Source organism: Streptomyces sp. NPDC006655 (genome assembly GCF_040703965.1).
In the GTDB taxonomy this organism is placed as follows: Bacteria; Actinomycetota; Actinomycetes; order Streptomycetales; family Streptomycetaceae; genus Streptomyces.
In genome coordinates this window covers 1-11,551 of the sequence record NZ_JBEYJU010000161.1, presented here as the reverse complement: position 1 = coordinate 11,551, position 11,551 = coordinate 1, and the positions used below count along the sequence as shown (strand labels likewise).

Annotated in this window: 14 protein-coding genes; 10 read left to right on the top strand and 4 right to left on the bottom strand. The window is 71.1% G+C overall.

From position 1 onward, the window contains the following. Positions 1 to 99: 99 nt before the first annotated feature. Positions 100 to 1,050, bottom strand: a complete 951-nt coding sequence (locus AB0958_RS42515; protein ID WP_366895860.1) for a DMT family transporter — start codon at positions 1,048 to 1,050, stop codon at positions 100 to 102. A gap of 74 nt (positions 1,051 to 1,124) precedes the next feature. Between AB0958_RS42515 and AB0958_RS42510 the strand changes: the two genes are divergently transcribed. Further along, positions 1,125 to 2,027: a LysR family transcriptional regulator gene (locus AB0958_RS42510; protein ID WP_366895859.1), complete on the top strand. Its 903-nt coding sequence runs from the start codon at positions 1,125 to 1,127 to the stop codon at positions 2,025 to 2,027. A 22-nt stretch (positions 2,028 to 2,049) separates the two neighbouring features. Here AB0958_RS42510 and AB0958_RS42505 read toward each other — a convergent pair whose 3' ends face one another. Then, on the bottom strand, positions 2,050 to 2,517 hold the full coding sequence (locus tag AB0958_RS42505; protein ID WP_366895858.1) for a pyridoxamine 5'-phosphate oxidase family protein: 468 nt from the start codon (positions 2,515 to 2,517) through the stop codon (positions 2,050 to 2,052). A gap of 80 nt (positions 2,518 to 2,597) precedes the next feature. Between AB0958_RS42505 and AB0958_RS42500 the strand changes: the two genes are divergently transcribed. Next, positions 2,598 to 3,245 carry a cysteine hydrolase gene (locus AB0958_RS42500; RefSeq protein WP_366895857.1) on the top strand — a complete coding sequence of 216 codons (648 nt, stop codon included), beginning with the start codon at positions 2,598 to 2,600 and terminating at the stop codon, positions 3,243 to 3,245. A gap of 3 nt (positions 3,246 to 3,248) precedes the next feature. Here AB0958_RS42500 and AB0958_RS42495 read toward each other — a convergent pair whose 3' ends face one another. Both AB0958_RS42495 and AB0958_RS42490 read right to left on the bottom strand, forming a co-directional pair. Further along, complete coding sequence (locus AB0958_RS42495) at positions 3,249 to 3,752, bottom strand: Rieske (2Fe-2S) protein (RefSeq protein WP_366895856.1); 504 nt, start codon at positions 3,750 to 3,752, stop codon at positions 3,249 to 3,251. Between the two features lie 171 nt (positions 3,753 to 3,923). After that, positions 3,924 to 4,346, bottom strand: coding sequence for a TOBE domain-containing protein (locus AB0958_RS42490; RefSeq protein WP_366895855.1), 423 nt, complete (start codon positions 4,344 to 4,346; stop codon positions 3,924 to 3,926). 134 nt (positions 4,347 to 4,480) lie between these two features. On the opposite strand from AB0958_RS42490, the gene AB0958_RS42485 reads away from it, so the two are divergent. The 8 genes from AB0958_RS42485 to AB0958_RS42450 all read left to right on the top strand — a co-directional run bounded on the left by AB0958_RS42485 (position 4,481) and on the right by AB0958_RS42450 (position 11,473). Further along, positions 4,481 to 5,170, top strand: coding sequence for a M24 family metallopeptidase (locus tag AB0958_RS42485; protein ID WP_366895854.1), 690 nt, complete (start codon positions 4,481 to 4,483; stop codon positions 5,168 to 5,170). Positions 5,171 to 5,271: 101 nt separating this feature from the next. Next, positions 5,272 to 6,036 (top strand): HipA family kinase, encoded by a 765-nt coding sequence (locus AB0958_RS42480; RefSeq protein ID WP_366895853.1) that lies wholly within the window; start codon positions 5,272 to 5,274, stop codon positions 6,034 to 6,036. A 17-nt stretch (positions 6,037 to 6,053) separates the two neighbouring features. Further along, positions 6,054 to 6,482 (top strand): DUF3037 domain-containing protein, encoded by a 429-nt coding sequence (locus tag AB0958_RS42475; RefSeq protein WP_366895861.1) that lies wholly within the window; start codon positions 6,054 to 6,056, stop codon positions 6,480 to 6,482. Between the two features lie 149 nt (positions 6,483 to 6,631). Next, positions 6,632 to 7,393: a 3-oxoacyl-ACP reductase FabG gene (fabG, locus tag AB0958_RS42470; protein WP_366895852.1), complete on the top strand. Its 762-nt coding sequence runs from the start codon at positions 6,632 to 6,634 to the stop codon at positions 7,391 to 7,393. Positions 7,394 to 7,445: 52 nt separating this feature from the next. After that, positions 7,446 to 8,207: an SDR family oxidoreductase gene (locus AB0958_RS42465; protein WP_366895851.1), complete on the top strand. Its 762-nt coding sequence runs from the start codon at positions 7,446 to 7,448 to the stop codon at positions 8,205 to 8,207. 229 nt (positions 8,208 to 8,436) lie between these two features. Further along, on the top strand, positions 8,437 to 10,014 hold the full coding sequence (locus AB0958_RS42460) for an ABC transporter substrate-binding protein (protein WP_366895850.1): 1,578 nt from the start codon (positions 8,437 to 8,439) through the stop codon (positions 10,012 to 10,014). 93 nt (positions 10,015 to 10,107) lie between these two features. Beyond that, a complete protein-coding gene (gene ung / locus AB0958_RS42455; protein WP_366895849.1) occupies positions 10,108 to 10,791 on the top strand; it encodes a uracil-DNA glycosylase in 684 nt (227 codons plus the stop codon). Positions 10,792 to 10,918: 127 nt separating this feature from the next. Then, the gene (locus tag AB0958_RS42450; RefSeq protein ID WP_366895848.1) at positions 10,919 to 11,473 is read left to right on the top strand and encodes a hypothetical protein; all 555 of its coding nucleotides are present in this window, start codon (positions 10,919 to 10,921) and stop codon (positions 11,471 to 11,473) included. Positions 11,474 to 11,551 lie beyond the last annotated feature (78 nt).

Genomic DNA, 11,551 nt, shown 5'->3' with positions numbered 1-11,551 from the left:
GGCTCCGCCACATGACCCGCCACCCCGCACGCCGATCGCACGCACCGAACGCCGCTCCTTCTCCCACGGAGATCCATCAGAAGGGCCCTAGCCCTGTCGTCAGGAAGCGCTCCCCTTGGGTCGCACCTGGGTGAGCGCGGCCCCGGCCAGCACCACCACCGCGCCCACCGGCGTGCTCCACCGCAGCGACTCGCCCAGTATCGCGACGCCCGCCGCCGTGGCGATGACCGGGATGAAGTACGTGACCATCTGGGCCGTGGTCGGGCCCACTTCGGCGACCAGCCCGTACTGGATCAGCACCGCGAGACCGGTGCCCAACGCGCCCAGCGCGGCGATCGCCAGCAGGGGGAGCCATGAGACATGCCGGGGGAAGGAGGTGAAGGCCGGCGTCACCAGAGCCAGTTGAACGGCCGCGAGCAGCAACTGCGCACCGGTCATGGACAGGTGCGAGTTCCCGGTGCCCGCCAGTGTCCGCCGGACGTAGATCCAGCCGATCGGATAGCTCAGCGAGGCCAGCAGCGCCATCGCCGTGCCCGTGACGTCCAGGCCGTGGAACCCCTGCCAGGCCCCCAGCACCGTCAGCACCCCGAGGAAGCCCAGGCCGAGCCCGGCGAAGCGGATCCGGGTCGGCCGGTCCTCCGACAGGGCCACCAGCGACAGGGCCATGCCCCACAGCGGTGAGGTCGCGTTGCAGATGCCGGCCAGGGTGGACGGGATGGTCAGCTCGGAGTAGGCGAAGAGCGAGAACGGCAGCGCGTTCAGCAGGAACGCGGCGACCGTCAGATGGGCCCAGGTGCGGGCCCCGCGCGGCAGCCGCTCCCGCTTCCACGCCATCGCCGCCGCCAGCACCGCCGTACCGAACACCAGCCTGCCCAGGGTGACCTGGAACGGGGCGTAGCCCTGCGTCCCCACCTTGATCAGCAGGAAGCTGAAGCCCCAGATCAGCGAAAGGGCGCCGAACCGCAGGCGCCAGTCCAGGCGGGGGCGGGAACGGTCGCCGGAGAGCGTCGGCTCGCCGGCAGCGGTCGTGGTGGTCGTCACGGCGGTCATGCCCCCCACCATGCTGGAGCCGACGTCGTAGCACAATCGAGATTTCGAGCGCGGTATCTCTTAGAATCGCTTACATGTTGAACCTGGAGCGCCTGCGCACCCTCGACGCCCTCGCCCGGCACGGCTCGGTCAGTGGCGCCGCCGAGGCCCTGCACGTCACGACGTCGGCGGTCTCGCAGCAGCTGGGCAAGCTGGAGCGCGAGGTGGACCAGCAGCTCCTCGCCAGGAACGGCAGGGGCGTCCGGCTCACCGACGCCGGCCGGCTGCTCGCCGAGCACGCGGGCCGCATCCTCTCCCAGGTGGAGCTGGCCCAGTCCGACCTGGAGGCGCACCGCGGCCAGGTCGTCGGCGAACTCAGGCTGTCGGCGTTCCCGACGGCCGCCCGCGGACTCTTCCCGGCGGCGCTCGCGGCCCTGCGCACCCGGCACCCGGCGCTGCGCGTCCGCTCCAGCGAACTGGAACCGGAGAGCGGCATCGCCGGGGTGGTCCGCGGCGACCTCGACCTCGCCGTGGTCCTGGACTGGTACAATAAGCCGATGCCGTTGCCCGACGGGCTGGTCAAGGCGCCCCTGCTGGACGATCCTGCCGACGTGGCCCTCCCGGCCGGCCACCGGCTGGCCGGCCGGGACGAGGTGGACCTGGGGGAGTTCGCCGAGGACGAGTGGATCACCTGGGGCGAGGGCGAGTTCTGCCACGAGTGGCTGATGTTCACGCTGCGCTCGCGCGGAGTCGAACCGATCGTCGGACACCGCGCCGCCGAGACGCACACCCAACTCAACCTGGTGGCCGCCGGGCTGGGAGTCTGCATCGCCCCGCTGCTCGGCCGGCACCCGGTGCCCGAGGGCATCGTGACGGTGCCGCTCAAGCAGCGGGTGCGCCGCCATGTGTACGTCGTCTGGCGGGCGGACGCCGACCGCCGCCCGTCGATCCGGGCGGCCGTACAGGCCCTGCGGGGCGCGGCCGAGGCGATCTCCTGACCGTCCGCGTTCCTCGACCGCCCTACGCGGAGCCGAGCTTGCGGAAGTCCCAGGAGGCGGTCTTCGTCGGGGTCAGCCGGGCCCAGGCGTGCCTGCCGTCGTGCGGCATCTCGTCAAGACCGAAGTTCTTGCGCGCGAACAGCGTCTCCACGTAGTCGAGTTCGGCGACCAGTTCGCCGGTGCGCGGAACCTCGCCCACGAACTCGACGGACCCTTTCAGCTCGACACCGCGCAGACTGTCGTACTCCTCGCCCGAGTCGACCACGACGGCCACCCGCGGGTCGCGCGTCAGGTCCTTCCAGCGCTGGCTGCGCACCACCGAGTACAGCCACAGCGACGTGCCGTCCCACGCGAACCACAGCGCGCTCACGTGCGGCGCGCCGGACGCCGAGACGGTCGCGACCCGGCAGGTGCGCTGTGTGGTGAGGAAATCGTCCAGCTCACCGGGCGTCATCATGATCTTGCGGCCCCGGCGCTGAGTGACGGTCATGCGGCCCCTCTTCTCTTCTTCCGTTCCCGCGCGATGGCGGTTAGTGTCACCCGCCCCGCACCAAGGCGGAAGGGGGCGTCATGCCGTCGTCGTACGAACGTCTCGCGGAACTCCTCGAGCCCACGAGCACCGTGCTGCTCACCGTCGAGTGCCAGCAGGGCGTGGTCGGCCCGGACGGCGCACTGCCCGAACTCGCCCACGAGGCCCGCGCGTCGGGGGCACTGGCCAACATCGCCCGGCTGGTCGCCGCGGCGCACGACACCGGCGTCCAGGTGATCCACGCGATCGCCGAACGCCGCCCCGACGGCCGGGGAGCGAACCGCAACGCGCGGCTGTTCCACGCCGCCGGGCGGCTGCCCGTCCAGCAGCTGTCCGGCACGGCGGCGGTGCGCGTCGCGCCCCCCATCGAGGTCGCGGAGGAGGACCTCGTCGTACGACGGCTGCACGGCCTGTCGCCGATCCAGGGCACCGACGTCGACCCGCTGCTGCGCAACCTCGGCTGCCGCACCCTGGTCGTCACCGGTGTCTCGGCCAACGTGGCCGTGCCCAATGCGGTGTTCGACGCGGTGAACCGGGGCTACACGGCCGTCGTACCGGCCGACGCCATCGCGGGGGTCCCCTCCGACTACACCCCCGCGATGATCCGCAACACCCTCGCGCTGGTCGCCACGGTCGCGACCACGGACGAGGTGCTCGGCTGCCTCAGGCGCCCGCGCCGACGGGCCTGACCGTCAGGCCAGCGAGATCTGGTCGCCGGCGACCGTGATCTTCGCCGCGGTCAGGCCGGTCGTCGCCGGACCGTGCTTCACGCTGCCGTCCGCGATGGCGAACTTGCTGCCGTGACAGGGGCAGACGATCTCGCCGTTGGCCACGCTGCTCACCGCGCAGCCCGCGTGCGGGCACTTCGTGGAGAACGCCTTGTAGGTGCCGGACGTCGGCTGGGTGACGACCACGGCCTGGTCCTTGTAGATCGTGCCGCCGCCCTCGGGGATGTCCGAGGTCTTGGCGAGCGCGGTGCCGCCGGCCGCTGCGGTGGACGTGCCGGTCGAACCGCCCGTGCCGTTGCTGTTCTGGTTGGTGGCGCCGGCGCCCGTGTTGTTCGTGGCGGTCGAGCCCGAGGTGTCGTCCGACGAACCGCAGGCGGTCAGCGCGGCGGCGAGCCCCGCCGCTCCGGCCGCCGCCATGACGGTACGGCGGCCCGGTGCGGCTGAGGGGTTGAGCGGTGCGCTGGTCATGTGAGGGGTTCCCTTCCGCGAAGCTTCTCGTTGATCCGTCCGTCCAGGGGTACGGTCCTCCGGCACCACCTGTTCAGACGGCATCCAGATAGTGACCACCTCGACATGAGCGTGCGGTGAAAGGGCGCTGTCGGTTCCCTGTCGGACCGTTTCCACGGGGGCACTGCGCACTCAGGCGGTCGCCAGGGCCACCTCGGTCGACTTGATCAGCGCCACCACCTGGGCGCCGGACGTCAGGCCGAGGTCGGTGACCGCGTCCTTGGTGATCGCCGCGGTGAGGTCGGGGCCGCCGTCGACCGTGACCTTGACGGTGGCCATCGCGCCGCCGGTGGCGACGTCCCGGACCGTGCCCGGCAACTGGTTGCGGATGGACACCCCCGCGACCGGGCCGGTGGCCAGCGCGACCTCGGTGGACTTGACCAGGGCGCGCACGACCGAGCCCGCGGCGAGCCCCAGGTCCTCGACCGCCTCCAGGGTGACCGCGGCGGTGAGGTCCTGACCGCCGTCGAGACGCACCTTCACGGTCGCCATCACCTCACCGGCGGTGACCGTGACCACGGTGCCGGGGATCTGGTTGCGGATGCTCAGGCTCATGAAGGGCCACCTCGCAGACAGGGAAACAGGCGATTTACGTTCATTCGGGACCACTGCGACTCCACAAGTTAGCGGTTCCACGGCGGCTCCCGAATCCCGTTGCCGCAGGTGTCGCGGCTGGTTAGGTTCGGGCCATGGCTGATGACGAACCCACCCGTGCCGCGCGCCTGCTCGACGCCCAGGCGAAGGCCGCCCTGCTGTTCACGGAGATCGAGGAGCGCGGACTCGTCGCCGCCGGGGAGCGGGAGCGGGCGGTCAGCGACCGGGTCCGGGATCTGGCGAACGAGATGTTCGGGACCACCCGGCACTGGCACAAGCGGATCGTGCGCTCCGGCCCGAACACCCTGCTGCCGTACAAGGAGAACCCGCCGGACCGGGTGATCGGCGCGGACGACATCGTCTTCGCCGACTTCGGGCCGATCTTCGAGGAGTACGAGGCCGACTTCGGCCGTACCTTCGTCCTCGGCGACGACCCGGTCAAGCAGCGGCTGCGGGCCGACCTGCCCGAGGTGTTCGCGGCAGGCCGACACTTCTTCGAGGCCGATCCCCGGATCACCGGTGCCGCGCTGCACGCCGAGGTCGCGCGGCTCGCCCGCGAGGCCGGCTGGGAACTGGGCGGCTGGCACGCCGGACACCTGGTCGGGGAGTTCCCGCACGAGAAGATCGACGGCGCGGACGTCGAGTCCTACCTCACCCCCGGCAACGACACCCCCCTGCGCCGCACCGACCGGGCGGGCCGTGCCTGCCACTGGATCCTGGAGATCCACCTGGTCGACCGGGAGCGCGGCTTCGGCGGGTTCCACGAGGAACTGCTCACCCTCTGACGGCTTTTCCGCCCGCGATCACCCTTGGTTACTATGCTGCTCACCCACGTCCGGGAACCGGTCGTGGATCGCACGGTGAACGAGACGGGTGGCCTGGGAAAATGCTGAAAGCGGTCACCGCGACCCGCTACATCACCCCCCTGCGCGAGGGCGGCTCGCTGCCGGGGCTCGTCGAGGGCGACGACTTCGGGACCTACGTCATGAAGTTCACCGGCGCCGGTCAGGGACGCAAGACGCTGGTCGCCGAGGTCGTCTGCGGGGAGCTCGCCCGGCGGCTCGGGTTCCGGATGCCCCGGCTGGTCACCGTCGAACTCGACCCGGTGCTGGGACTCGGCGAACCCGAGCAGCAGGTGCAGGACCTGCTGCGGGGCAGCGGCGGCAGCAACCTCGGCATGGACTTCCTCTCCGGCGCCCTCGGCTTCGACCCGCTCGCCTTCTCCGTGAGCTCCGAGGAGGCCGGGCGGATCGTCTGGTTCGACGCGCTGGTCAACAACGTCGACCGCTCCTGGCGCAACCCCAACCTCCTGGTGCACCGCGGCGACCTGTGGCTCATCGACCACGGCGCCACCATGATCTGGCAGCACAACTGGCCGTCGGCCGAGGCCTCTGCCGGCCGCCCGTACGACGCCGCCGACCACGCGCTGAGCGGCTTCGCGCCCGACGTCCGGGCGGCCGCCGCCGAGCTGGCGCGGCTGGTCACCGAGGACCTGCTCGCCGAGGTCACCGCCGAGATCCCGGACGTCTGGCTGGCCGGCGAGCCCGGCTTCGACACGCCCGACGACCTGCGGCGCACCTACGCCCGGCCGCTGCTGGCCCGGGCCGCCGTCATCCATGAGCGCATCACCGGCATCGAGGGGGCCACGTGAGCGAGACCCACATCCACATGGCCGGGCATGTGGCCGAGCGCCACATCACCCGGGCCGGCCAGGGCGGCGACCGGGACGTCTTCGAGTACGCCCTGCTGCGGGTCGTGCCCCGCGTGGAGCGCGGCGAGTGCATCAACGCGGGCGTGATCGTGTACTGCCGGGCCAAGGCCTACGTCGGTGCCCGCACCCACCTCGACGAGGCCCGGCTGCTGGCCCTGGACCCGGCGGCGGACGTCGCCGGGGTGCGGGCCGCGCTCGGGGCGGTGGAGGGTGTCTGCGCGGGCGGCGACGCGGCGGGACACGCGGCGGGTGACGACCCCGGGCGCCGTTTCCGCTGGCTCGTCGCGCCCCGCTCGACGGTCGTGCAGCCCGGGCCGGTGCACACCGGTCTGACCCTCGACGCCGCCGCCGAGACACAGCGGTTGCTGGACCTCCTGGTGAGGTAATGGATCACACCGCGCGGTGTGACGTTGACACCGCGTGCCAGGGCTTCTAGCGTCACGTCTGTCGAAGGTACTAAGCGGTCGCTCACCGCGGCGGGAGGTCGGCAGCGGCCCCCGCGACCAGGTTCTCTCAAGGGCGAGGAGAAACAGCAATGTCCAGCACTGAGCAGCGGGTGGCCGTCGTCACCGGTGCCGCACGCGGGATCGGCGCCGCCACCGCCGTACGAATGGCCGCCGAGGGTCGGGCGGTCGCCGTGATCGACCTCGACGAGGCCGCCTGCAAGGACACCGTCGAGAAGATCACCGCGGCCGGCGGCAAGGCGATCGCGGTCGGTGCCGACGTCTCCGACGAGGCGCAGGTCGCCGCGGCGATCGCGCGGGTCGTCGAGGAGCTGGGCGCCCCGACCATCCTGGTCAACAACGCCGGTGTCCTCCGCGACAACCTGCTGTTCAAGATGTCCGCGTCCGACTGGGACACCGTCCTGAACGTGCACCTGCGCGGCTCCTTCCTGATGGCCAAGGCCGTCCAGCAGCACATGGTCGAGGCGGGCTGGGGCCGGATCGTCAACCTGTCCTCCTCCTCGGCGCTCGGCAACCGCGGGCAGGCCAACTACTCCGCCGCCAAGGCCGGTCTCCAGGGCTTCACCAAGACCCTCGCCATCGAGCTCGGCAAGTTCGGCATCACCGCCAACGCCGTCGCCCCCGGCTTCATCGCCACCGAGATGACCAAGGCCACCGCCGACCGCGTGAAGATGGGCTTCGAGGAGTTCAAGGCCGCCGCCGCCACCCAGATCCCGGTGCAGCGCGTCGGCGAGCCCGAGGACATCGCCAACGCCATCGCCTTCTTCACGAACGAGGCGGCCGGCTTCGTCTCCGGCCAGGTCCTGTACGTGGCCGGCGGACCGCTGGACTAGGGCCGGCGCACCGAGGCCACCCGGGACTACTGAGGATCTGAGGATCACGGACATGACTGAACTGCCCGAGTTGTCCGGCAAGGTCGCCGTCGTCACCGGCGCCAGCCGTGGCATCGGTTACGGCATCGCCGAGGCGCTGCTCGCCCGCGGCGACCGCGTCGCCATCACCGGCCGCAACGAGGACGCCCTCAAGGAGGCCGTCGAGAGCCTCGGCTCCGAGCGGGTCATCGGCATCGCGGGCAAGGCCCACGACGTCGCCCACCAGAGCGAGGTCGTCGAGCGTGCCATGGAGGCCTTCGGCCGCGTCGACTACCTGGTCAACAACGCCGGCACCAACCCGGTGTTCGGCCCGATCGCCGACCTCGACCTGGACGTCGCCCGCAAGGTGTTCGAGACCAACGTGGTCTCGGCCCTCGGTTTCGCCCAGAAGACCTGGCACGCCTGGCAGAAGGACAACGGCGGCGCCATCGTCAACATCGCCTCCGTCGCCGGGCTTTCGGCCTCGCCGTTCATCGGGGCCTACGGCATCAGCAAGGCCGCGATGATCAACCTGACCCAGCAGCTGGCGCACGAGTTCGCGCCGGGCGTGCGGGTCAACGCGATCGCCCCCGCCGTCGTCAAGACCAAGTTCGCGCAGGCCCTGTACGAGGGCCGGGAGGCGGAGGCCGCCGCGGGCTACCCGCTGGGGCGGCTCGGCGTGCCCGCCGACATCGGCGGCGCCGCCGCGTTCCTCACCTCGGACCAGTCCGACTGGATCACAGGCCAGACGCTCGTCGTCGACGGCGGCATCTTCCTCAACGCCGGGGTGGCCTGACAGCGCCTCGGTCCGTCCGGTCGCCCGGGCGTCGTCTTCGTCACAGACATTTCGTCACAGGAACGACGGAAGCGACGCCCGGGCGGCGGTGCGGCATCCACGCGGCGAGGTGACAACGTCGTCATAGCACACTCGATCAACGCCCGTGTTTCCGGGGTGGTTCACGGCGCGCAACGCTGCGGTATGGTCTGCCGCCGACCCCTGGTACGGCGGATCGAGGAGCGTGCGCGTGTTCAACCGGAACCGAGGCCTGCGAAGAGCCGCCGCGGTCGCGTCCATGTCGCTGGTGGCCGGGTGCGGCGTCTTCTCCGGCAGCAGCGCGGCCGGCGGCGGGCCGATCGTGGTCGGTACGACCAGCGCTCCCAGCACGCTCGACCCGGCCGGATCGTGGGACGGCTCCTGGGAGCTGTTCCGGAACATCTACCAGACGCTGCTCGCCTACCCCGACGGTGCCGCCACCCCGCAGCCCGACGCCGCCAGCAGCTGCGGCTTCACGGACACCGGCAACCGCACCTACCGCTGTGAACTGCGCCCGGGCATGAAGTTCGCCGACGGCGACCACCTCGACGCGGCCGCCGTCAAGTACTCCATCGACAGGATCCGGTCCATCAACGCGCCCAGCGGTCCGGCCGGACTGCTCGGCAGCCTCGACCGGGTGCAGGCGGTCGGCGACCGCGAGGTGGTCTTCCACCTCGACAAGCCCGACGCCACCTTCCCGTTCGTGCTCGCCACTCCCGCCATGTCCATCGTCGACCCCGACGACTACCCCGCGCACTCCCTGCGCAAGGACGACTCGGTACACGGCTCCGGGCCGTACACCCTCAGGTCGTACGAGGACCAGAAGCGGGCCGAGCTGGTCCGCAACGACAACTACCAGGGCTGCGCGGACCGGCAGAACGACGCGGTGACCATCCGCTACTTCCAGGACTCCGCCACCATGGTCAAGGCCCTGCGCTCCGGGGACATCGACGTCACCTACCGGGGTCTCGCCGCCTCCGACATCGTCGCCCTGGAGGCGCACTCCTCCACCGATCTGCAACTGGTCGACGGCGCCGGCACCGACATCAGCTACCTGGTGTTCAATCCCAAGGACCCGTGGGCCAAAATCCCGGCCGTGCGCAAGGCCGTCGCCCAGCTCGTGGACCGCGCCGCGATCGCCCACACCGTCTACAAGGACACCGTCGACCCGCTGTACTCCATGGTCCCGGCCGGTCTGACCGGCCACACCACCGGCTTCTTCGACGACTACGGCGACCCCAGCACCTCCAAGGCCCGCAAGATCCTCGCCGACGCCGGCATCACCCGGAAGGTCCCGCTCACCCTCTGGTACACCACCGACCGCTACGGCTCCGAGACCGCCCGGATGTTCCAGGAGCTCAAGCAGCAGCTGGACGACTCCGGCCTGTTCACCATCACCCTCAGGAGCCGGCCCTGGAAGACCTATGTCGTCGGGTACGAGAAGGGCGAGTACCCGGTGTTCGGGCGCGGCTGGTTCCCGGACTTCCCCGACGCCGACAACTTCATCGCGCCCTTCGTCGGCGAGCAGAACGCCCTCGGCACGCCGTACCCGTCACCGGTGATCACCGGCAGGCTGCTGCCCGACGCGCGGAGCGAGAGCGACCGGGCCCAGGTCGTCAAGGACTTCCGGCAGGCCCAGCAGATCCTCGTCGACGACGCCCGGCTGATCCCGCTGTGGCAGGGCCGCCAGTACGTCGCGGCGAGCGACGACATCTCCGGCGGTGAACAGGCGCTCGACCCGTCGACGATCATGATGATGTGGGAGCTGCACCGCAAGACCAGCTGGTGAATCCACCGGGCGGCACCGGTTGTCAGTGGTCGGCTGTAGGTTCTTGGGCATCGGCAGGAACCGCAAGTGACCGCAATTCGTGAGGACGTTGACGTGACCGACATCGCCATGCTGCCCGAGTCCTGGCGCGGGGTTCTGGGTGACGAGCTGCAGCAGCCCTATTTCAAGGAGCTGACCGAGTTCGTCGAGGAGGAGCGGGCGAACGGTCCCGTCTACCCGCCCCGCGAGGAGGTCTTCGCCGCGCTGGACGCGACGCCGTACGACCAGGTCAAGGTACTGATCCTCGGCCAGGATCCGTATCACGGCGAGGGCCAGGGCCACGGTCTGTGCTTCTCCGTCCGCCCCGGTGTGCGTACCCCGCCGTCGCTGCGGAACATCTACAAGGAGATGAAGGAGGAGCTGGGTCTCGAGGTCCCGGACAACGGCTACCTGATGCCGTGGGCCCGGCAGGGCGTGCTGCTGCTCAACGCGGTGCTCACGGTCCGCGCCGGTGAGGCCAACTCGCACAAGAACAAGGGCTGGGAGAAGTTCACGGACGCGGTGATCCGCGCGGTCGCCGACCGGCCCGACCCGGCGGTCTTCGTCCTCTGGGGCGGCTATGCCCAGAAGAAGCTCCGGCTGATCGACGAGAGCCGGCACGTCGTGATCCAGGGCGCCCACCCGTCCCCGCTGTCCGCGAAGAAGTTCTTCGGCTCCCGTCCGTTCACCCAGATCAACGAGGCGGTCGCGGCGCAGGGGCACGAGGCGATCGACTGGCGGATCCCGAACCTGGGCTGACGGCCCGGGCCGGAGCCGACCGTCCGGCACTCGGTGGGGACACGGCGGGCCGGGTGCCGATGAGCCCGGGGAAGCCGCCGGGGGCGGTTAGCGTCGGGAGAGACGGTCGAGGAGTGCGGAGGACGCCGTGACGGACCGACAGGAGCAGACGGCACCGGATGCCGTGCTCACGCGGATCGGGCAGGTCGTGATGCTGCACCACGCCGGTGACCGTGAGGAGGCCCGCGGACGCCTGCTCGACCTGTGGGCGGAGATCGGTGAACACGGCGACCCGCTGCACCGCTGCACCCTCGCCCACTACCTGGCCGACACCCAGGACGACCCCGCCGACGAGCTCGCCTGGGACCTGCGGGCGCTGTCCGCGGCGGACGAGGCGAGAGATGCGCGGGCGGTGCGGGGGGCGAGCGAGGGGGACGCCGCGGGGGAGGGGGCCGAAGCGGCGAAGGTGCGCGGTTTCTACCCGTCCCTGCATCTCAACCTCGCCGCCGACTACGTCAAGCTCGGCCGCACCGAGGCCGCCCGCACCCACCTGCGCCGGGCCCGCGGCGCGGCCGCCGCCCTCGCCGACGACGGGTACGGCGACGGCGTCCGGGCCGCCATCAGCCGCCTGGCACTGCGCCTCGGCGACGACGGGCCGGACGGCGACTCGTCCTGGGGACCCCCACGGCAACGCCCGAGTTAGGGCCCTTCTGATGGATCTCCGTGGAAGAAGGAGCGGCGTTCGGTGCGTACGATCGGCGTGCGGGGTGGCGGGTCAGGT

What these genes read in the sequence shown, in the direction of transcription:
- AB0958_RS42515 (WP_366895860.1), bottom strand. Translation starts at nt 1,050, where the DNA reads ATGACCGCCGTGACGACCACCACGACCGCTGCCGGCGAGCCGACGCTC.
- AB0958_RS42510 (WP_366895859.1), top strand. Translation starts at nt 1,125, where the DNA reads ATGTTGAACCTGGAGCGCCTGCGCACCCTCGACGCCCTCGCCCGGCAC.
- AB0958_RS42505 (WP_366895858.1), bottom strand. Translation starts at nt 2,517, where the DNA reads ATGACCGTCACTCAGCGCCGGGGCCGCAAGATCATGATGACGCCCGGT.
- AB0958_RS42500 (WP_366895857.1), top strand. Translation starts at nt 2,598, where the DNA reads ATGCCGTCGTCGTACGAACGTCTCGCGGAACTCCTCGAGCCCACGAGC.
- AB0958_RS42495 (WP_366895856.1), bottom strand. Translation starts at nt 3,752, where the DNA reads ATGACCAGCGCACCGCTCAACCCCTCAGCCGCACCGGGCCGCCGTACC.
- AB0958_RS42490 (WP_366895855.1), bottom strand. Translation starts at nt 4,346, where the DNA reads ATGAGCCTGAGCATCCGCAACCAGATCCCCGGCACCGTGGTCACGGTC.
- AB0958_RS42485 (WP_366895854.1), top strand. Translation starts at nt 4,481, where the DNA reads ATGGCTGATGACGAACCCACCCGTGCCGCGCGCCTGCTCGACGCCCAG.
- AB0958_RS42480 (WP_366895853.1), top strand. Translation starts at nt 5,272, where the DNA reads ATGCTGAAAGCGGTCACCGCGACCCGCTACATCACCCCCCTGCGCGAG.
- AB0958_RS42475 (WP_366895861.1), top strand. Translation starts at nt 6,054, where the DNA reads ATGGCCGGGCATGTGGCCGAGCGCCACATCACCCGGGCCGGCCAGGGC.
- fabG (WP_366895852.1), top strand. Translation starts at nt 6,632, where the DNA reads ATGTCCAGCACTGAGCAGCGGGTGGCCGTCGTCACCGGTGCCGCACGC.
- AB0958_RS42465 (WP_366895851.1), top strand. Translation starts at nt 7,446, where the DNA reads ATGACTGAACTGCCCGAGTTGTCCGGCAAGGTCGCCGTCGTCACCGGC.